We start from the raw sequence: 21134 nt of genomic DNA, 5'->3' as shown, positions 1-21134 counted from the left end.
TCATTTTAAGAATAGCTTTTTTTTATAAAAATAACAGTTAAATCTACAAAATCAACAGTAATACTATTACATTTGCATTATAAATAACTTTTATGGAAACTATACTGTCAAATTTAAAAATTCAAGTTAACGAAAAAATCTATGTAAAAGATCCTGAAACATCTGTATTAGGAAAAAAAATTGTAGAACAGAGCATTCTACTTATTGACGCTATCGGTTTTGATAATTTCACATTTAAAAAATTAGGTGAAAAAATAGGATCAAACGAAAGTTCTATTTACCGTTATTTTGAAAACAAACATAAATTATTAGTATATTTATCTTCTTGGTACTGGAGTTGGATGGAGTACAAATTGGTTTTTTCTACTACTAATATTGTTGATAAAAAAGAAAGGCTTAATAAAGCGATCACTATTGTTACCGAAAAAATAACTGATGATACCGCTACGGAACACATTAACGAAGCGATTTTAAATAAAATTATAATCGCAGAATTCACAAAAACACTTCACACTAAAGAAGTGGATAATGAAAATAAAGAAGGTTTTTTTTTAATATACAAAAGAGTCATAAATCGAATCGTTTCTATCGTGAAGGAAGTAAATCCCGAATATCCATTTCCAAAATCTCTAGTATCAACTATTGTAGAAGGAAGCTTGCATCAACATTTCCTGACAGATCACTTAAAAACTATCACAGATTGTAATGAAACTGTAACAACTACTCAATTTTACTTAAATCTTGCAGAAAACGTTTTGCGCTAAAAACAACCAATATGACTCCACTAAAAAGATTTTACAATTTACTTGAGCTAGATAAAAAAGATATTTATCAAATCTTTTTCTATGCTATTTTCGCTGGATTAATAAGTTTATCACTCCCGTTAGGTATCCAAGCAATTATTACTTTTATACAATCTGGCAGAGTAAGTGCCTCTTGGATTGTTCTTATCATATTAGTTGTTGCTGGAGTTGCGCTTGTTGGAGTTTTATCTTTTATGCAATTGCGAATTACAGAAAACTTACAACAAAAAATATTTGTTCGCGCTTCATTTGAATTTGCTGCTCGCTTGCCAAAAATAAAACAAGCAGAATTATACGGTACATATCCTCCAGAATTAACGAATCGCTTTTTTGACACCATGACTATCCAAAAAGGGACTTCCAAATTATTGACTGATTTTTCGGCAGCTTTACTCCAAATTGCCTTCGGAATCACCCTGTTGTCCTTATATCATCCCTTTTTTATCATATTTGGTCTCTTATTGTTTTTACTTTTATACTTCATTTTTAAATTTTCATACAAATCAGGTATAGAAACCAGTTTAAAAGAATCAAAATTTAAATATAAAGTAGCAAGCTGGCTACAAGAAATGGCACGCAATAATTTTAGTTTCAGAAATGAACTTAATTATGATTTTGCACTTCAAAAAAACAACTCAATAGTAGCTGGATATCTTACTTATCGCGAGAAACATTTTAGCATTATCAAAAGACAATTCACACAATTGATTCTTTTCAAAATCATCATAACAGCAAGTTTACTATCTGTTGGAGGATATTTGGTATTGAGTCAGGAAATGAATATTGGACAATTTGTTGCTGCAGAAATTATTATCTTATTAGTCATTAACTCTGTTGAGAAAATCATTCTTGGACTCGAAAGTTTTTATGATGTATTAACTTCTGTTGAAAAAATAGGACAAGTAACGGATTTAGAATTAGAAGAAAATTCAGATTCACAAAACGACCGTTGCTACAATAACATTACATTAGAAACAGAAGGTTTAAGTGTTAAATTTCCAGATTCACAAAAGAATGCCTTAGATTCTATTACTCTCAAGATAAATCAGGGGGAAAAAATAGTAATTGACGGTCGAAATGGCTCAGGAAAAACAACTCTTATTCGAGTATTATCGGGTATCCTTAAACAAAACTCTGGTGCTTTTTATATCAATGATGACACCTTTAAGAAAATAAATGTAAAGCAATATCGCTCACAGATTGGCAGTATTATTCACAATGAAACGCCATTTCAGGGAACCATTTTAGAAAACATTACTTTTAATGACCCAACGATAAGCTCTGAAGATTTAAAATGGGCAATTGATGGCGTACAACTTAGCCCGTTTATTAAATTACTACCAAAAGGTTTAGACACACACATTTATCCTGAAGGAAGACAATTATCTTCGTCTAATGCTCAAAAAATTCTATTAGCAAGAAGCATTATTCATAAACCAAAAATCCTATTTTATGAGGACCCAACGGATACTATGGATGATGATGTTGCCAACGAAATTATTGATTTTATAACTTCCGACAAGAATAAATGGACCATTATTGTTTCGTCTAAAAATCCTTATTGGAAAACAAAATCGACTCGAAGATTAACAATGCAAGATGGCCTCATTATTCTTGATCAAAAAAACTAATACGTCATGCTAAACATTTCCAATAATAAAACAAAATTACAGTCTCTAGATAAGTATAAAACTATAAAAGACTTAAGCAATAGACCACATTATAAAATTTTGAATAAAATAATAATTGGCACTGCAATCTTGGGAATAATTGCCCTCTTCTTACCATGGACACAGAATATCTCTGGATCAGGAGCCGTGACAACCCTAAAACCGAACCAAAGACCACAATCTATCCAGAGTGTTATTTCTGGCCGTATCGAAAAATGGTATGTACAAGAAGGAGATTTTGTAAAAAAGGGCGATACAATCATGTTTATATCTGAGATAAAGGAAGATTACATGGACCCTAATTTGGTAGAGAACACTAAAAACCAAGTAGATGCAAAAAAGCACTCATTAGAATCATACGGAGAAAAAGTAAATACACTTACGAAGCAAATTGGGTTTATAGAAAACGAGAAGAGATTAAAATTAGAGCAAGCCAGAAACAAAGTAAAACAATCTCTTTTAAAAATAAAAAGTGACAGTATTGACCTTGTTGCTGTAAAAACACAGCTAAAAATTGCAAACACACAATATAATCGTGCCTTACAATTAAACAAAGAAGGGTTAAAACCAATGACAGATGTTGAAGAGAAACGCTTAAAACAACAAGATGTTGATGCTAAAATTGTAACTCAGGAAAACAAATATTTAACGAGCAAAAATGAATACATAAATGCTAAAGTTGAGATTAACAGAATCACTGCAGAGTATTCTGAAAAAACAGCTAAAGCTAAGAGTGATCAATATACCACCCTGAGTAATAAATTTGACACTGAAGCTCAGGTTAATAAACTTGAAAATCAATATGTAAATTATAGTGTCCGTAATGGCATGTATTATATCAAAGCGGCACAAAATGGCTACATCAACAGAGCATTGCTAGCTGGTATTGGCGAAACCATAAAAGAAGGAACTCCAATTGTAACCATAATGCCATCTGAATATGATATTGCAGTTGAAACTTTCATAAATCCTATCGATTTGCCTTTGATGTCAAAAGGAGAAAAAGTACGTGTTTGGTTTGACGGCTGGCCAACTATCGTATTTTCTGGCTGGCCTGACATGTCTTATGGGACATTTGGAGGTCAAGTAGTCGCTATAGAAAATTTTATTAGCACCAATGGTAAATACAGAATTCTCATCGCTCCTGACCCAGCTGAAGCAAAATGGCCAAAACAGCTAAGCATTGGTTCAGGCGCACAAACAATTGCTTTATTAGACACTGTACCAATTTGGTTTGAGATTTGGAGAACTCTTAACGGATTTCCTCCTAATTATTATAAAAGCGATACAAAAACCACAAAAGAAAAAAAATAATGAAACCGATACTTTTTGCCTTTCTTTTTATTGGTTTTACCCTTTTTGGACAAGAACCAATCCCTAAAGAATTCAGTTATAATGAATTTCTTGGATATGTAAAAAAATACCATCCTCTGGTTAAAAATGCCAATTTGGAAGTAAGCAAAGCACAAGCCAATTTAATGATGGCTCGAGGTGGTTTTGATCCAAAAATTGAAGTAGATTTTAGTCAAAAACAATTTAAAGACAAGGAATATTACTCTATTTTAAACAGCAGTTTTAAAATCCCAACCTGGTATGGAATTGAGTTAAAAGCTGGATTCGACAATAACGAAGGTATTTATCTAAATCCTGAAAATACAACTCCAAATCAAGGATTAACTTCTTTTGGAATTAGTGTACCTATTGGTCAAGGATTATTTATAAACCAAAGAATGGCCGATGTTCGAAAAGCTAAAATTCAGATAAAACTAAGCGAATCAGAAAGAAAACTTCAAGCCATTGCTGTATTATACGATGCCTCGATTGCTTATTTTAACTGGAAGAAAAATTTTGAAGAAATGAAGCTTTATGAAACGTACAATAATAATGCAGAAATACGCTTAACAGGAATCAAAGCTTTAATAAATCAAGGAGACAAACCAGCAATTGATAGTGTAGAAGCAGGAATTAGTCTAAAAAATCGAGAATTAAGCCTTGAGGACTCTAAATTAAAACTTGCTAAATCTAAACTAGAACTATCTAATTTTATTTGGTTAGAAAACAATATTCCGCTGGAGATGTCAGATAGCCTTATTCCTGAAGCTGCATTAGAAAACACATTACAAGAAACTTTAAAAACCAATGACTTATTACAAAATGACTTTAGCTTAGAAACACATCCGAAAATAAATGCACTACAAAACAAAATAGACATTTTGAATGTAGAAAAAGATCTAAAACAAAACATGCTACTGCCAAAAATAAATGTAGGCTACTCTTATTTATCGGAACCTAGTTACATTGATAATTATAATTTCAAAGACTATAAAGTTGGCTTAGAGTTTTATTTCCCTTTATTTTTAAGAAAGGAACGTGGGAGTTTAAAATTAGCAAAATATAAACTTCAAGAAAATAAATTTGCTTTGGCTTTAGAAAAAGTTCAGCTAACTAATAAAATAAGTGCACAAAAAGCAGAAATTACTTCACTCTTAAAACAAAAGAAACTTGCCAAAGATTTAGTCGAAAATAATGTTACAATGCTAAACTCTGAAGAACGTTTATTTTCATTTGGAGAAAGCTCTTTATTCTTAATCAATACTAGAGAGAACAATTTAGTAAGTGCTAAACTTGCCGCTATTGCTTTAGAAAATCGATTCTACATTTCTAATTCGGAGCTTTTTAAAATCATGGCAAACCCAGATTAAAACTGAACTCAAAACATTATAGAAAGAGACAATCCTTAATGGTTTGTCTCTTTTTTTTAGGTAATAATATGTTCAATAAAATAAATAAAAAGACCTACAAACCCTCCTACTACAGTTCCGTTAATTCGGATAAACTGAAGATCTTTACCTATTTCTAATTCTAATTTATTCGAAATTTCTTCTTTGTCCCAGCTTCTTACCGACGAAGCGATTAAATCTCCTATCATTTGCTTATTCTTCAAAAGGATTCCCAGCAAATCTATTTTTATAAAATCATTTATTTTGTTCAGGATAACGGGATCACTTTTTATGCTGATTCCAAAATTCTGAATCATACTGATAATCTTATTTTTTATTTTAGAATCGTCTTTCTTCTCTAAGTCGGCAGAAATAGCAACTTTTATTTGACTCCAAATAGCATTGATATACTCTTTCACTTCACTTTTATGAGCAAACTCAATCACTAAATCATTTACTTTTTGCTGAAGCTCTGGCGAACTATTTAGCTCTGTAATAAAGTCCAGAACATAAGTATTTATTTTTCTTCTGATACTGCTGTCCGTATGCTTTGCATCATCAATAAATTCATAAAGTCCATTAAAAACACCATCTGCAATTTTTTTATCAGCCACACCAAGTGTGTACCAAGGCGTTGATTTGTTCACCTTTTCGCGAATTACATCTCTGTTATTCTGTAATTCTTCGGTTAGTATTTTTAATACATTGGTAATTAACTGTTCTTGTTTTTCGCTTTTGGTCAACGACTCCAAACCTACTGCAATCCATTCTCCAAAATTTATTTCTCTTAATTTGGTTTCAAATTTGGCTTGAATAAATCTCTGAACATCTTCGTCAACGATTGTTTTTAAAATTCCTGGTATAATATCTTCAATAATTAATGATGCGATAGTATTTGCATTGTTTTTCTCAGACAGCCAGTTTGCAGCCTTTTCGGCAAAATTAAACTGCTCAATTTTTACTTCTAATTTCTCTTTAATCAAGAACTCATCAGAAACAAAAGTGCCTAGATTTTGCCCAATAGCATCTTTATTATTAGGTATTAAGGCTGTATGCGGAATTGGTAATCCTAAAGGATGCCTGAATAGCGCTACTATAGCAAACCAATCTGCAATTCCACCAACCATAGCCGCTTCGCTAAAAGCTTTAAGCCAGCCTATCTTAAAGTAAATAGCAATTAGAAAAAGAATAACTGCTACTCCCAATACTCCCAAAGCAAATCGTTTCATTTTGATCAAACCAGCTACTTTACTTTTGCCTTCTTGAATACTATTGCTCTTCATAATATGCTGAATTAATTAATACGCTAATTTATTCAATTGTTTCTACAACTGTTTTCATTTTAATAAGATAATTTTACAATCTTTCTATATATTTATAGGCTACTATTAAGTTAATTATAAATCAAATAATTAAATACAACGGCTATTTAAAAAAAATAATATTAAAATTGTACTTTTGCCAACTGAAAATCCGAAATTATGATTATTATAAAATCACGTGAAGAAATAGAATTAATGCGCGAAAGTGCTTTAATCGTATCAAAAACATTAGGAATGATTGCTTCTGAGATAAAAGAAGGAGTTACCACATTATATCTTGACAAACTAGCCGAAGAATTCATTCGTGATCACGGTGCAGTACCTAGCTTTTTAGGTTTATACGACTTCCCAAACTCACTTTGTATGAGTCCAAATTCACAAGTTGTTCATGGTATTCCAAATAACACCCCTTTAAAAAGTGGCGATGTTATCTCGGTAGATTGTGGTGCATACAAAAATGGCTATCATGGAGATCACGCTTATAGCTTTGAAATAGGTGAAGTTGCTCCGGAAGTTAAAAAATTACTACAAGTTACCAAAGAATCTTTATATGTTGGAATCCGCGAATTTAAAGCAGGAAACCGTGTAGAAGATGTTGGAAGTGCAATACAAAAATATACCGAAGCACATGGATACGGAGTTGTTCGTGAACTTGTTGGTCATGGACTTGGGCAAAAAATGCACGAAGATCCTGAAATGCCTAATTATGGTAAAAAAGGAAGAGGAAAACTTTTTGTTGAAGGAATGGTTGTTGCCATTGAGCCAATGATTAATCTTGGAACAAGAAACATAAAACAACATAAAGACGGCTGGACAATTACAACTGCCGATGGTAAAGCAAGTGCACACTTTGAACATGATGTAGCTTTAATCGATGGTAAACCAGAAATTTTATCAACTTTCCAGTATATCTATAAAGCGCTAGGAATCGTGAGCAACGAAGAAGATGAATTCAGAAAAGTACCGTTGGTATTATAAGGCAAGGCTATTACGCTAAGTTTCACAAAGAAAACGCAAAGATTTAGTTTCAAATAGTCTTAAGATGAGTCAAGAGTTCTCCGAAATACCTGAAGATTTACAAGCAATATCGTACAAGGTAATTGGCTTAGCAATTGAAGTTCATCGACAACTTGGACCAGGTTTACTTGAATCTGCTTATCAAGAGTGCCTATTTTATGAAATTAAAAATGCGGGGTTAAAGGTTGAAAAAGAGATTACACTCCCAATTATTTATAAAGAAATTAGATTAGAACAAGGGTATAGAATTGATTTACTTGTCGAAAACAAATTAGCAATTGAGTTAAAAACTGTCGAAAATTTCAGTCCAACTCATTTTGCACAAATAGTAACGTATTTAAAGCTGGGAAAATATCCATTAGGTTTATTGATAAACTACAACAGCACCATATTAAAAAACAATATAAAAAGATTTATAAACTCAAAATCAAATACCTAAAAACTTAGCGAATCTTTGAGTTCCCTTTGTGAGCCTTTGCGAAATAATTATGAAAAAACTTTTTAAACTAGTTCTTAATACCATTCCACGTCCATTATTAATTCGTTTGAGTTATGTGGCACGTCCTATTTTAGCCTTTACGTTAAAAGGAGACAAATTTACCGATCCTATCGATGGTAAGAGTTTTAAAATGTTTTTGCCTTATGGATATGGTAAACAACGTAACAACGTGCTTTCACCAAGTACACTTTCTTTAGAGAGACATCGCTTGTTATGGTTATACTTAAACGATCAAACTGATTTTTTTACAGCTCCAAAAAAGGTATTACACTTTGCACCGGAACAAGCTTTTTATAAACTATTTCGTAAGCAAAAAAACCTTGATTATACAACGACTGATTTATTTTCGCCTTTGGCAGATGTAAAAGCAGATATCTGTAATTTACCTTTTAAGGATAATGAATATGACGTTATTTTATGCAACCACGTTTTAGAGCATATTCCAGATGATACGAAAGCTATGCAGGAATTGTTTCGTGTTTTAAAACCTGGAGGAATGGCTGTACTGCAAATCCCACAAGATTTATCAAGAGCAGTTACTTTTGCAGACGATACAATTACAGACCAAAAAGAACGCGCTAAGATATTTGGACAATACGATCATGTACGTATTTATGGTCGTGATTATTTTGACAAATTAAGAAGCATTGGCTTTATCGTAATCGAAGAAGATTACACCAACAAAATAGCTCCAGAACTAGTCGAAAAATATTGTTTAGCCAAAGGAGAAATTATTCCACTTTGCTTTAAACAGGAAAACTAAATAGTTTTTTACTATATATAAATTCATTTAAAAAGTTTTCAAAATAGCAATAATTTGAAAACTTTTTAAATTTTATACCCCTTCCCAAGTTACAACCAAACTAAACCTTTAATCTTGAAACCTTCAAAATCATTTCAATTTTGTTTTGACATCAGTTTTGAAAAAAAACTGAATGTTTATATTCCAATAGCCTATATCGTTGAAGATACAGATGAAATTAAATATTTAAACAAAAAAGCGACTAAAGATGTGCTTGAAAGTTTTGGAATTGTTTTCGGAAATTTAGATTCCAATACAAAAAAAATACTAACAACTTGTGACTCTTTAAAACCTGAATTTATTTTCAAGAAATTCAGTGCAAAAATAAAATCTGCAAAAACAATTACTGATTTACAAAAAGATTCCAAAATAGATTTTGCAATTCGGCAGCATTTACAACTAAATCTAAATTCCTTTTACACACTAATTGTAAAAGAACAATTTCCGTTATCTATTAATATGGGAGTTGAAAAGGATTTTTATCGTTCGCGAGTTAGTATTAATCCTCTCGATTTTGAGCCTCAAATTCACTTTAATAAACACTCAGAAGGAATTACATATACCTTATCTTTAAAGGAAAACGACACTACATTTTTACCCATGAATAGTGGTATCGATATCCTTTTGGATGAGCCAGGCTGGTTAATTATCGATAAAAAACTAGGAAGGCTAAAAGAATTGAATTCCAAGAAACTTTCGCCTTTTTTAAAGAAAAAATCAATCGAAATCCCCTCCCGTTTAGTTGATGATTATTTTAAAAGTTTCATCCCTGAAATAGCCAAAAAAACGGATATTGAGGCAACTGGCTTTGAAATTGAACTTCGCGATAAAATAATTTCCTGCACGATTCAACCTGTTTATGATTTCTTTAAGAACTGTTATTATCTCAATCTTCATTTCGATTATGACGGGTATGTATTTGATTCCAGTAAAACTAAAAAAACACATACATTTGTTGATTTTAACATTGCTAATGAACCAAAAATAATTCAGTTTAAACGAAATCCTGACGAAATTTTATATACTGAGAAACTACTTGAAATTGGTTTTATAAAAATAAAAAATGAATTGTTTGAATGGGATTCGGATGCAGAAACTACTGATCCTTATGCTACTATTCAATTAGTTATTAATCGCAAAGAAGAGTTAGAAAATTTAGGTTTTACAATCCAAAATTTGCAACTGGAAAGCAAAGCAATCATTACAGAAAATCATACCGTTTTATTTTCAAAAGGAGAAACAAAAGAAGATTGGTTTGACATCAAGATAATCATTTCGATTGGGAACTATACAATCAACTTTAGCGAAATTATCCCAAATATAAAAAGCAAAGAAAGACTCTTTTTATTGCCTGACGGAAACTATTTTTTGATTCCTTTAGAATGGCTCAGCAAATATAGTTCACTAGCAAAATTAGCCAAAACAGAAAATGGGGATCTACTTTTACGTAAAAGTAATTTTGCTGCTTTAGATGCAATTCCAGAAATAAAAAACGATGTAAACCCAATTCTTAAAGCTGAATATGTATCTTCTGAATTGCTAAAAGCGACTTTGAGACCATATCAAATTGATGGTGTAAAATGGCTTTTGAGTCATTTTAATTCAAATTTAGGCGCTTGTCTGGCTGATGATATGGGACTTGGGAAAACGTTACAAACCTTAGCCGTATTGGTTGCCGTTCAGGAACAGTTAGGATTTACAACCAAAACCACCAATTTTGACTTGTTCCAAAACGAAACCGTTATTGAAAGAGAACCTTTAAAAACCTTGATTGTTTTACCCTCTTCATTGGTTTTTAACTGGTACAACGAATCTCAAAAATTTACACCTCATTTTTCAAAAATGCAGTATATTGGTAATGACAGAAAACTATTAGTAAGTAGATTAGAATCATCCGATTTAATTTTTACCAGCTACAACATCATTCATCGCGATATTGCAATTTTAGAAAAATATAATTTTCGCTATTTAATTTTGGACGAAAGTCAATACATCAAAAATAAAAATTCTAAAATTTTTAAAGCGATTAATAAAATAAATACGGAACATAAAATCGCTTTAAGTGGTACGCCTATCGAAAACTCATTAGACGATTTGTGGTCGCAAATGCAATTTATAAATCCGGATATTTTGGGTAGTTATAATTTCTTTGCAGAAAACTTCAAAGTCCCAATTGAGAAAAAGCAAGATGAAGATAGTTTAACAGAGCTAAAAAATCTTATTCAGCCTTATATCTTAAGAAGAACCAAAGAACAGGTATTAAAGGACTTACCCGAATTAACAGAGCAGATTTATTATTGCGATATGGATCCTGAACAGGAAAAATTATATGAAAAAGAAAAATCAAAAGCACGTAATTTTTTACTAAAAACAGATGGAACCAGCCCAGATAAAATTAGTATTATCAATACGCTGATGAAGTTAAGACAATTAAGTAACCATCCAAAAATGGTAGATCAGGAATCTGAAATTGATTCTGGAAAATATAATGCAGTAACCCAATATCTGGAAACTTTAGTAAAAGAAAAACAGAAGGTTATTATTTTTAGTTCATTTGTTACTAATTTAAGTTTTTACATGACTTGGTGCAAAGAAAACAAAATAGATTTTTGTGAAATTACAGGCGAAACTCCTGCCAAGAAAAGAGAACAGCAAGTAAATCTATTTCAGGAAAACGAAAATCCTTTGCTGTTTTTTATTTCACTTAAAGCAGGTGGCGTTGGTTTAAATATCACCAAAGCTTCTTATGTATTGTTTTTAGATCCTTGGTGGAATCCTTTTGCTGAAAAACAAGGGGTGGGAAGAGCACACCGAATTGGACAATTAAATAAAGTAAATGTCATTCGATTTATTTCGAAAAATACAGTCGAAGAAAAAATAATTAAACTGCAAGAAAACAAAAAACTATTATCGGATTCGCTATTAGAAGAAAGCTATATTAATGATGAAATCGGAATTAATTTAGAATACATATTAGGTACTTAACAAATAGGCCCGTTTTTCGTTGTATAAAATTGTTATATTTACATTTTGCAACATAATTATTATGCTAAAATCTATCTTCCGAAAATTAATTTTCATTCTTATTTTTACTTCGGCAACAGCCCAAGTACAATCTGAAATTGCTCCTCCATATAACATCAAAACTGTTTCGTTTGTACAAAGTGGGCAAAATGTTGTTCCAATATTCGAATTAGGAAGTGAGGTTCAGCTGCAATTTGATGACCTCTTTGGCAATGAAGCTGATTATTACTACGAAATAATACACTGCGATTATAATTGGATTCCTTCAGATATTCCAAAAACAGAATATTTACAAGGTTTTGACGGGCAGAGAATCGTCAATTATACCAACTCCTTTAATACATTACAAATATATTCGCACTATAAAATTTCTTTTCCAAATCCAAACACCCAATTATTAATTACTGGTAATTACATTATCAAAATCCTGAATGAAGATAAAGAAGTTGTATTTTCTAAAAAGTTTATTGTATATGAAAATCTAGTCACAGTTCCTGCTCAGGTAAAAAGAAGCCGAACCGTAAGTAATATCGAATACAAACATAATTTAGATTTTACTATAAAATCTAGCTCCCTCAACTTTCAAACCCCTTTACAAAGTGTAAAAGTACTTTTATTACAAAATGGTAATTTTAACACTGCAATAAAAAACGTACCTCCACAATACACTATCGGGAATGACTTGATATACAAATACAACAATGAAACCCAATTCTGGGCTGGAAATGAATTTTTATATTTTGAGAATAAAGACATCCGTAACGCTGGTAATAATGTAGGAAGAGTAGATTCAAGCAAAGACATTTACAACTCCTACTTATATACTAACCAAGCCAGAGGAAACTTTCCTTACACAAACTATCAGGACATAAATGGTAACTTTGTTGTAAAAAATATGAACGCCTCAAACAATGAGGTCGAAGCTGATTATGCTTGGGTTTATTTCACGCTTTCAGCACCTGCTTTCCGACTTAACAAAGACATTTATGTTAGCGGAATGTTTAATAATTACGGCTTGACTCCTGAGAATAAAATGGAATATAATACCGAAAAAGGAGTTTATGAAAAAGCAATAATGATAAAACAAGGTTTTACTAATTATCAATATCAAATAGCTGATAAAAAAGGAGCAATCGATTTTGAAAATGCAATAGATGGTAATTTTTTCCAAACCGAGAATGAATATACTATATTGGTTTATTATCGTGAGAACAATGACCGTTATGACCATGTAATCGGAAAAGGATATGCTAACTCCTTGAATATCATTAATTAAAAAACATTTTAGAAATGATTCTTTTGAATCGATTTTTTTTGTAAATTTGCTTGTATTACGCACATATATAACACTTTAGTATGGTTTCTCAAATAACAAGAGGCATAAAAATATCCGTTTTAACTAGTTTTGAAGGCACATACTTCAAGAACTACAAGATTCATTTTGCCTTTAGCTATGTGGTTACTATTGAGAACCACAGCAAAGACTCTGTTCAACTTACTTCCCGCCATTGGGAAATCTTTGATTCACTAAACGATATCGAAATAGTTGACGGTGAAGGCGTAATAGGTAAAAAACCAGTTTTAAAACCTGGTGAATTCCATACCTACAGTTCAGGTTGTTTATTGTCATCTCCATATGGAGCAATGAAAGGATATTTCAATATGGTGAACTTTACTACTACAAAAATTTTCAAAGTTATAGTACCTACTTTTAGAATGTGCGCTCCATTTGCATTGAACTAATTTCTTTATTGCATCAAAATATTTTATAATTAACTTATAACAAAATTATCAGATTATTAATTTAACCTTCGTACTTTTGTAGAGCGTTAGATAATTCGTATAAAATGAATTATCCAACTGTTAATTTGTCTAATTATCTAATTTCAAACAATATGCTAAAAGGATTTTTTCATGTACCTAAAGCGGTAAACGAACCCGTAAAAGGATATGCCCCAAACTCACCAGAAAAAGCAGCAGTACAAGCCGCTTATACTACAATGTGGAATTCTAAAATTGATGTTCCGTTATACATTGGAAGTGAAGAAATTAAAACTGGAAACACTAGAAACATAACGGCACCTCATGACCACAAACATGTAGTAGGTACTTACCACCTAGCCGAAAAAACACATATAGAAAAAGCAATTGCTAATGCGCTTGAAGCAAAAGACGCATGGGCAAACATGGCATGGGAACAACGTGCTGCTATTTTCTTAAAAGCTGCTGAACTTATTGCTGGACCATACAGAGCTAAAATAAATGCAGCAACAATGATCGGGCAATCAAAAAACATTCACCAAGCAGAAATTGATGCTTCATGTGAATTAATTGATTTCTTGCGTTACAATGTAGAGTTCATGACTCAAATTTATGCAGATCAACCAAAATCAGATTCTACAACATGGAATCGTCTTGAATACAGACCTCTAGAAGGTTTTGTATACGCAATAACTCCTTTTAACTTTACAGCTATCGCAGCAAATCTTCCTGCGAGTGCTGCAATGATGGGGAACGTTGTTATCTGGAAACCAAGCGATAGCCAAGTATTCTCTACTAAAATCATTATCGACGTTTTCAAAGAAGCAGGAGTTCCTGATGGAGTAATAAACGTAGTTTTTGGTGATGCTTTAATGATTACTGATACTGTATTAGCTAGTCGTGATTTTGCTGGAGTACACTTTACAGGTTCAACTCATGTATTTAAAGATATTTGGGCTAAAATTGGCGCAAACATTCACAATTACAAAACTTACCCAAGAATTGTAGGAGAAACTGGAGGTAAAGATTTTATCATTGCACATCCAAGTGCTAATGCTAAACAAGTATCTACAGGAATTGTACGTGGAGCATTCGAGTTCCAAGGACAAAAATGTTCTGCAGCTTCAAGAGCTTATATTCCACAAAGCTTATGGCCTACTATCAAAGAACAATTAATTACTGATGTGAAATCTATGAAAATGGGTTCACCAGAAGATTTTGGTAACTTTGTTACTGCAGTTATTCACGAAGGATCTTTTGATAAATTAGCTAGTTTTATTGATCAAGCTAAAAAAGATGCTGATGCCGAAATAATCGTTGGAGGAAACTACGATAAATCAGTTGGATACTTTATTGAGCCAACAATAATCGTAACTACTAACCCAAAATACACTACAATGGAAACCGAATTATTCGGACCAGTTATTACCATATATGTATATGAAGATGCAAAATGGGAAGAGACTTTGGAGTTAGTTGATACTACTTCTGAATATGCTCTTACTGGTGCTGTATTTAGTCAAGATCGTTATGCTATCGAAGTAGCTACAACAAAATTACAAAATGCCGCTGGTAACTTCTATATTAATGATAAACCAACAGGAGCAGTTGTAGGAATGCAGCCATTTGGTGGTGCAAGAGCATCAGGAACAAATGATAAAGCGGGTTCTGCATTAAACTTATTGCGTTGGGCTTCTCCAAGAACAATAAAAGAAACTTTTGTAACTCCCGAAGATTATAGATATCCGTTTTTAGGAGAATAATCTCTAAAGCTTAAAACTATAAACCCCCACAAACTTCAAATATTTTGAAGCTTGTGGGGGTTATTTTTTTGTAAAAAATTACACCCATAGCTCATTACACTTGTAATATTTTTCATTCTTTACTGATTTTCAAAAACATAACACCAATAAAAAACCCTATTATGCTATTTTTTAAATTTATCATGATATAGAAAAAATTAAGTTCACATGTAAATTTGGAAATTATTGATTAAACAAATAGACTAATAACTAAAGAATAAAATATTAAATTAAGTAATTATGGAAATTATAAAAAAAGTACCTAAAATAATCCGTAAAGCCAAAAGCATTAATCATCCAATTGATTTTAAATGGAATAGAAAAATAATGGAAAAATTTATCGATCCTGCAGAAAATCATGATAAACTAGAACTTGCCCTAACGGGCATTAGCCACAAAGCTTCTTTAGGACTAACTGCAGCTCTACTTGAATGGATATATTGGCGTTATAAAAATCACACCGAATTATCTCAAGAAATGAAACAGCGTATTGAAGCACTGTGGTGTTCAGTATCAAATCCTGAATATACTAAACCACTAGTTTTTGACCTAAACATGAATGCTCCTGCTTCTGGACCTATAGATGGCCCACTATGGGTTGCGCTTATGAATGTAAGAATGATAGATGTACTACACAGAAAAGGGTCTTATTATCTTCAAAGCGAAATTATTGGTTTAGCGTTACTTGCACGCCATGTCTCTCCTAAGAAAAAAACGTTCAATAAATGGTTTAAAAGCACCATAAAACAACTTAGCCTTTTATTTCCTTGTCAATATACTTATGACGGTATAGATAATAAAGAAGAAGTATATAATCCTGTAGCAGAACCTGTAATATGCCGTGATTTTTTCTTTGATCCATTTTATAGACACACAACAAAATCTTCTGAAATTGCAATTAAAACTTTTGTCGCAAGATTAGATTATGAAATGAATCCCTTTTTATGCTTTCCAAGTGAAAATAACTAATATTTAAAAAAAAACACAAGCTTCTAAAAATTTTGAAACTTGTGTTTTTTTTATCTAATAGATTAAAACTTATTTTCTACTTCTGCCGCTTGCAACATCAGATAATGTAAATCGGTATTTTTTACAAAAGGTTTTAAAAGTTCGCTACCAGGACCAAACATTGCCAACTCAACATAATCCGCAGAGTGATCCATACTAATCCAACCTACAGAATTTATTTTCCCTTGCATTTCAGCAAAAGCCTTATAAGGTAATTTTTTATAGTTATATAATCCATCTTCCTTATACAACCCATCATAATAACTTAAAACTGTTTTTGCATCTTCATCCGAAACTGAATGTCCATTTGCTTTTTCTATAATTTCTTTTACTTGTGAAATTGAAGAGTTAGGTTTAATTTGATTTAAAATCCATTCATTTGTCTGCGTATATTTCTGAATACTATCAAAATTTTCATTGGCATACTTGCCATAAATAATTCCTGGATTAGCATTCCCATGATCGGTAGTAATAATAACTAGCGTTTCCTTGTCTTTCTCGGCAAAATCTATGGCAATTTTCACTGTTTCATCAAATTCAATTTGATCATTTATCAAACCTGCAATATCATTCCCGTGTGCAGCCCAGTCAACCTTTCCGCTTTCTATCTGTAAAACAAAGCCGTTTTTATGGTCTTTCATTCTATTAATAGCTTTCTGTGCCATTTCGGCTAAGCTTGGAACTGTTTCTTTTAAATAATTATCGCTATTTCTATCTACATAGTATGGAAGCCCATCCTCAGAAAAAACACCTAAAATAGGCTGAGAATTAGAAGCAGCCTCCATCTCAGAACGTGTTTTCACCACCTGATATCCTTTTGCGCTAAAAGCACCATACATATCCTTCTTATCTTTTCTTACTTCAGAGTTAAAATAGTTTGAACCTCCACCCATCATAACATCAAAACCAAGGTCTAAATATTGTTCAGCAATATCATCCTGAGCATTTCGGCTTTTACTATTTACACAAAAACCTGCAGGAGTTGCATGCGTAATAGGAACAGTGGTAACACAACCAGCCATTTTTCCTGCCTTCTTGAATTTTTGCCAAATAGGCAAATGTGGCTCACCTTGAGGACTTACATTAAGCACTCCATTATTTACTCTGAAACCACCTCCCCAAGAAGAACTTGCCGCAGATGAATCAGTAACAATCGAACTAGCCGAAGCCGTATCCATTAAAGCTCTCGAAACTCGATTATCTTTATATAACTGAATCCAATTAGAACCTTTTCCTGTTTTTCTGTTCAGGAACAAATCGGTCATATTTAGAGTTCCAGTACTCATTCCATCGCTAACTAAAAGAATAATATTTTTGGCTTTCTTATTTTTATTAACTGATTCTACATCCAAAATATTAGCCGATCCCTGAAAAGGATTCATAACTGCTGCTCCAATTGTAAATAAAGAGCCATTTCTAAAAAACTTCCTTCTATCCATCATTACTTTGTTTATGTAAGTATTTCAAAGATAAAAAAATACACCTAGTAACAAAATTATCTTTTTGTTATGCTTTCGTGCAAACGATGGAATAATGAAATAAAAAGCAAAAACCCCATCTAATCTAGACAGGGTTTTGTAACATGTATTCAGGTCAATTTAAACTGTAAATTTTAAAGGCAAATGAACTACTTTTTTGGTTTCAAAAAATTCATCTTCAAAGAAATCAGCTAAATTGTATTCTGTTACTTTAGGAAAATCTTTCAATTCTTCAGTTAAATCACCTCCTTTAAGGTATAAAATTCCATTTTTAAGTTCGTGTTTGTGCTTTTTCTTGATTTTATCTTTAATCCAAGAAACAAAATCAGGCATATTAGTTACAGCGCGACTTACGATAAAATCGAAATCCCCTTTCACATTTTCAGCACGAAGCTGTTCGGCCTTCACGTTTTTTAATTCTAAAGCATCAACAACCCCTTGAACCACTTTTATTTTTTTTGCAATAACATCAATTAAATAAAAACGAGTTTCAGGAAAAAGAATCGCCAAAGGAATTCCAGGAAACCCACCACCAGTACCCACATCAAGAACATAAGTCCCCGGTTCAAATTTTATAATTTTTGCAATTCCAAGCGAATGTAGGACATGCTTGGTGTATAAGGCATCAATATCTTTACGTGAAATAACATTAATTTTTTCATTCCAATCATGGTATAAAAAATCTAATTTTTGAAATTGTTCTTTTTGAATGTCAGTCAAATCAGGAAAATATTTCAGAATCTCATTCATTGTTCTATTTTTTTAACAAAAGTACTACTTTACAGTTGAAATATTTAACTCATTTTTGTAAATTGAAAATTTATAATAATTATCTTTGAGGACTATTTAAAAATTATATGAATAAGACCATACCTACATTTGCCAAACAAGACAATTTAAAGTTTTTCAGAACACTTAACTCACGAGTGAACAGTTACTTTAAAGATAATAACATCCAAAAAACAGGAAATTGGAAACTTCATTTAAAAGCCATTATTCTGTTTACAGTTTTTCTTGCGCCCTATTTTTTAATACTTACACTCGATATGCCATTTTGGGCTCATTTACTATTAACCATTGTTATGGGTGTTGGTATGGCTGGAATCGGAATGAATGTAATGCATGATGGAAATCATGGTTCTTACTCGACCAAAAGTTGGGTAAACAAAATCATGGGAGGAAGCATATATGTTCTTGCAGGAAACGTACACAACTGGCAAGTACAGCATAATGTTTTACATCATACATATACTAATATTCATGGCCATGATGAAGATCTTGATGCAGGAAGAATTATTCGTTTTACACAAAATGCAGAATGGCATCGTTTTCATAAATTTCAACACTATTATTCATTTTTCTTATACGGATTGTTGACTTTCAATTGGGCTTTAACAACTGATTTTAAGCAAATGAAAAACTACTTAAAAAGAAAACTATCATACGGAACGCCACAAAGTCCAACCAAATTATGGACTGTACTTGTAATTACGAAAATTATTTATGTACTAATCTGGATGGCATTACCAATGCTTTTAGGTGTTGCATGGTGGAAAGTTATTATTGGATTCTTCGTAATGCATTATACAGCAGGATTAATTCTGAGTATCGTATTCCAATTGGCACACGTAGTCGAAGAAACATCTAACCCCATTCCAAATGAAGATGGTGAAATGGAAAACACATGGGCAATTCACCAATTGTACACTACTGCCAATTTTGCTCCTAAGAATAAAGTTGTAAACTGGTTTACAGGTGGATTAAACCACCAAATTGAACATCACATTTTTCCAAACATAAGCCATATCCACTACGGAAAAATTGCCGAAATAGTAAAACAAACTGCAATCGAATGTAACTTACCATATCATGAATTCAAAACCATGAGAGGAGCAGTTTTGGCACACTATAAACATTTACGAGATTTGGGAATGAAACCCGAAATGGCGTAATATCAACACAATAACAAACCACAATTAACTATAAAATGAATCACATTCTTTCAGACAGAATTAACAATTTAGCTACATCACAAACTTTGGCAATGGCCGCGTTGGCACGCGAATTAAAAGCACAAGGAAAAGACATTATTAGTTTAAGTTTGGGAGAACCAGACTTTAATACCCCTGACTTCATTAAAGAGGCAGTCAAAAAAGCAGTTGACGAAAATTACAGTACATATTCTCCAGTAGAAGGTTATCTAGAATTAAGAGAGGCAATTTGCAAAAAATTTAAAAGAGATAATGGATTAGACTACAAACCAAGTCAAATTGTAGTTTCTACAGGAGCAAAACAATCTTTATATAACATTGCACAAGTAATGCTTAACGACGGTGACGAAGTTATTTTACCTGCACCATACTGGGTTTCCTATTTTGAAATTGTAAAACTTTCTGGCGGAGTTCCAGTTGAAGTTCCAACATCAGTAGATACCGATTTTAAAATCACTCCAGCACAATTAGAAGCTGCCATCACACCAAAAACAAAAATGATGTGGTTCAGTTCACCTTGTAATCCTTCAGGTTCTGTTTACAGCAGAGAAGAGTTAACAGCACTTGCAAAAGTATTAGAAAAATACCCAAATATATACGTAGTTGCTGATGAGATCTATGAGCATATCAATTTCTCAGGAACATTCTGTAGTATCGGTTCAATCCCAGGAATGCTAGAAAAAACAATTACTGTAAACGGAGTTGCAAAAGCATTTGCTATGACAGGATACAGAGTTGGTTACATCGGAGCGCCAGAATTCATTGCAAAAGCATGTACAAAAATTCAGGGACAAGTAACATCAGGAGCAAATTCTGTGGCACAACGCGCTACAATTACAGCTGTAGATGCCGATCCAAGTGTATTAAACCACATGGTTCAGGCTTTCCACACACGTAGAGATTTAGTTGTTGGATTATTAAAAGAAATTCCAGGAGTGAAAATCAATGTTCCAGAAGGGGCATTTTATGTTTTTCCTGACGTTTCTTCATTCTTCGGAAAAACATTAAAAGGAACTCATATCAAAGATGCTAATGATTTATCAATGTATCTCCTTGGCGAAGCGAACGTAGCAACAGTTACAGGAGATGCCTTCGGAAATCCAAATTGTATTCGTTTTTCTTATGCAACAAGCGACGACATCCTAAAAGAAGCATTACGCAGAATCAAAGAAGCTTTGGCTGTATAACATCATAAATAAGTTTATTAAAACGGCTTGAGGTTTAAAGTTTCATCACT

At 32.2% G+C, this 21134-nt stretch carries 17 protein-coding genes; 14 read left to right on the top strand and 3 right to left on the bottom strand.

The window, feature by feature from the left end; all coding sequences use genetic code 11:
* Nucleotides 1–92 precede the first annotated feature (92 nt).
* Genes IUY40_RS09935 through IUY40_RS09920 form a run of 4 tightly spaced genes read left to right on the top strand, consistent with a single transcriptional unit; the run spans nucleotide 93 to nucleotide 5175 of the window.
* Nucleotides 93–764: a TetR/AcrR family transcriptional regulator gene (locus IUY40_RS09935; protein ID WP_195736714.1), complete on the top strand. Its 672-nt coding sequence runs from the start codon at nucleotides 93–95 to the stop codon at nucleotides 762–764.
* A gap of 11 nt (nucleotides 765–775) precedes the next feature.
* Entirely contained in the window at nucleotides 776–2434 is a 1659-nt protein-coding gene (locus IUY40_RS09930) for an ATP-binding cassette domain-containing protein (protein WP_195736713.1), read from the top strand.
* 6 nt (nucleotides 2435–2440) lie between these two features.
* The gene (locus IUY40_RS09925) at nucleotides 2441–3787 is read left to right on the top strand and encodes a biotin/lipoyl-binding protein (RefSeq protein WP_195736712.1); all 1347 of its coding nucleotides are present in this window, start codon (nucleotides 2441–2443) and stop codon (nucleotides 3785–3787) included.
* Complete coding sequence (locus tag IUY40_RS09920; protein ID WP_195736711.1) at nucleotides 3787–5175, top strand: TolC family protein; 1389 nt, start codon at nucleotides 3787–3789, stop codon at nucleotides 5173–5175. The genes IUY40_RS09925 and IUY40_RS09920 overlap by 1 nt, the downstream gene beginning before the upstream one ends.
* Nucleotides 5176–5231: 56 nt before the next feature.
* Here IUY40_RS09920 and IUY40_RS09915 read toward each other — a convergent pair whose 3' ends face one another.
* Nucleotides 5232–6476, bottom strand: coding sequence for a DUF445 domain-containing protein (locus IUY40_RS09915; RefSeq protein ID WP_195736710.1), 1245 nt, complete (start codon nucleotides 6474–6476; stop codon nucleotides 5232–5234).
* A gap of 198 nt (nucleotides 6477–6674) precedes the next feature.
* On the opposite strand from IUY40_RS09915, the gene map reads away from it, so the two are divergent.
* From map to IUY40_RS09875, 8 genes are all read left to right on the top strand, one after another.
* A complete protein-coding gene (map, locus tag IUY40_RS09910; protein WP_195736709.1) occupies nucleotides 6675–7493 on the top strand; it encodes a type I methionyl aminopeptidase in 819 nt (272 codons plus the stop codon).
* Nucleotides 7494–7557: 64 nt separating this feature from the next.
* Nucleotides 7558–7971, top strand: a complete 414-nt coding sequence (locus IUY40_RS09905) for a GxxExxY protein (RefSeq protein WP_195736708.1) — start codon at nucleotides 7558–7560, stop codon at nucleotides 7969–7971.
* A gap of 49 nt (nucleotides 7972–8020) precedes the next feature.
* Nucleotides 8021–8794: a class I SAM-dependent methyltransferase gene (locus IUY40_RS09900; RefSeq protein WP_195736707.1), complete on the top strand. Its 774-nt coding sequence runs from the start codon at nucleotides 8021–8023 to the stop codon at nucleotides 8792–8794.
* A gap of 114 nt (nucleotides 8795–8908) precedes the next feature.
* Nucleotides 8909–11818 carry a DEAD/DEAH box helicase gene (locus tag IUY40_RS09895; RefSeq protein ID WP_195736706.1) on the top strand — a complete coding sequence of 970 codons (2910 nt, stop codon included), beginning with the start codon at nucleotides 8909–8911 and terminating at the stop codon, nucleotides 11816–11818.
* Nucleotides 11819–11879: 61 nt separating this feature from the next.
* Complete coding sequence (locus IUY40_RS09890) at nucleotides 11880–13133, top strand: DUF5103 domain-containing protein (RefSeq protein ID WP_195736705.1); 1254 nt, start codon at nucleotides 11880–11882, stop codon at nucleotides 13131–13133.
* Nucleotides 13134–13213: 80 nt separating this feature from the next.
* Nucleotides 13214–13600 (top strand): Co2+/Mg2+ efflux protein ApaG, encoded by a 387-nt coding sequence (apaG, locus tag IUY40_RS09885; RefSeq protein ID WP_035618015.1) that lies wholly within the window; start codon nucleotides 13214–13216, stop codon nucleotides 13598–13600.
* Between the two features lie 152 nt (nucleotides 13601–13752).
* On the top strand, nucleotides 13753–15381 hold the full coding sequence (pruA, locus tag IUY40_RS09880; protein ID WP_195736837.1) for an L-glutamate gamma-semialdehyde dehydrogenase: 1629 nt from the start codon (nucleotides 13753–13755) through the stop codon (nucleotides 15379–15381).
* Nucleotides 15382–15660: 279 nt separating this feature from the next.
* The gene (locus IUY40_RS09875) at nucleotides 15661–16389 is read left to right on the top strand and encodes a hypothetical protein (protein WP_195736704.1); all 729 of its coding nucleotides are present in this window, start codon (nucleotides 15661–15663) and stop codon (nucleotides 16387–16389) included.
* 62 nt (nucleotides 16390–16451) lie between these two features.
* Here IUY40_RS09875 and IUY40_RS09870 read toward each other — a convergent pair whose 3' ends face one another.
* Both IUY40_RS09870 and rsmG read right to left on the bottom strand, forming a co-directional pair.
* A complete protein-coding gene (locus IUY40_RS09870) occupies nucleotides 16452–17867 on the bottom strand; it encodes an alkaline phosphatase (protein WP_195736703.1) in 1416 nt (471 codons plus the stop codon).
* 159 nt (nucleotides 17868–18026) lie between these two features.
* A complete protein-coding gene (rsmG, locus tag IUY40_RS09865; RefSeq protein WP_195736702.1) occupies nucleotides 18027–18656 on the bottom strand; it encodes a 16S rRNA (guanine(527)-N(7))-methyltransferase RsmG in 630 nt (209 codons plus the stop codon).
* A 107-nt stretch (nucleotides 18657–18763) separates the two neighbouring features.
* Here rsmG and IUY40_RS09860 point away from each other — a divergent pair, with 107 nt between their 5' ends.
* Together IUY40_RS09860 and IUY40_RS09855 are read left to right on the top strand one after the other, a co-directional pair.
* Nucleotides 18764–19858, top strand: a complete 1095-nt coding sequence (locus IUY40_RS09860) for an acyl-CoA desaturase (protein ID WP_195736701.1) — start codon at nucleotides 18764–18766, stop codon at nucleotides 19856–19858.
* 35 nt (nucleotides 19859–19893) lie between these two features.
* Nucleotides 19894–21084 (top strand): pyridoxal phosphate-dependent aminotransferase, encoded by a 1191-nt coding sequence (locus IUY40_RS09855; RefSeq protein WP_195736700.1) that lies wholly within the window; start codon nucleotides 19894–19896, stop codon nucleotides 21082–21084.
* The last annotated feature ends 50 nt before the right edge of the window (nucleotides 21085–21134 follow it).

Origin of the sequence: Flavobacterium sp. ALJ2 (assembly GCF_015594725.1) — a bacterium.
GTDB lineage: Bacteria > Bacteroidota > Bacteroidia > Flavobacteriales > Flavobacteriaceae > Flavobacterium.
Note: the sequence above shows the minus strand (reverse complement) of the source record. Positions and strands in the feature narration are given on the sequence as shown.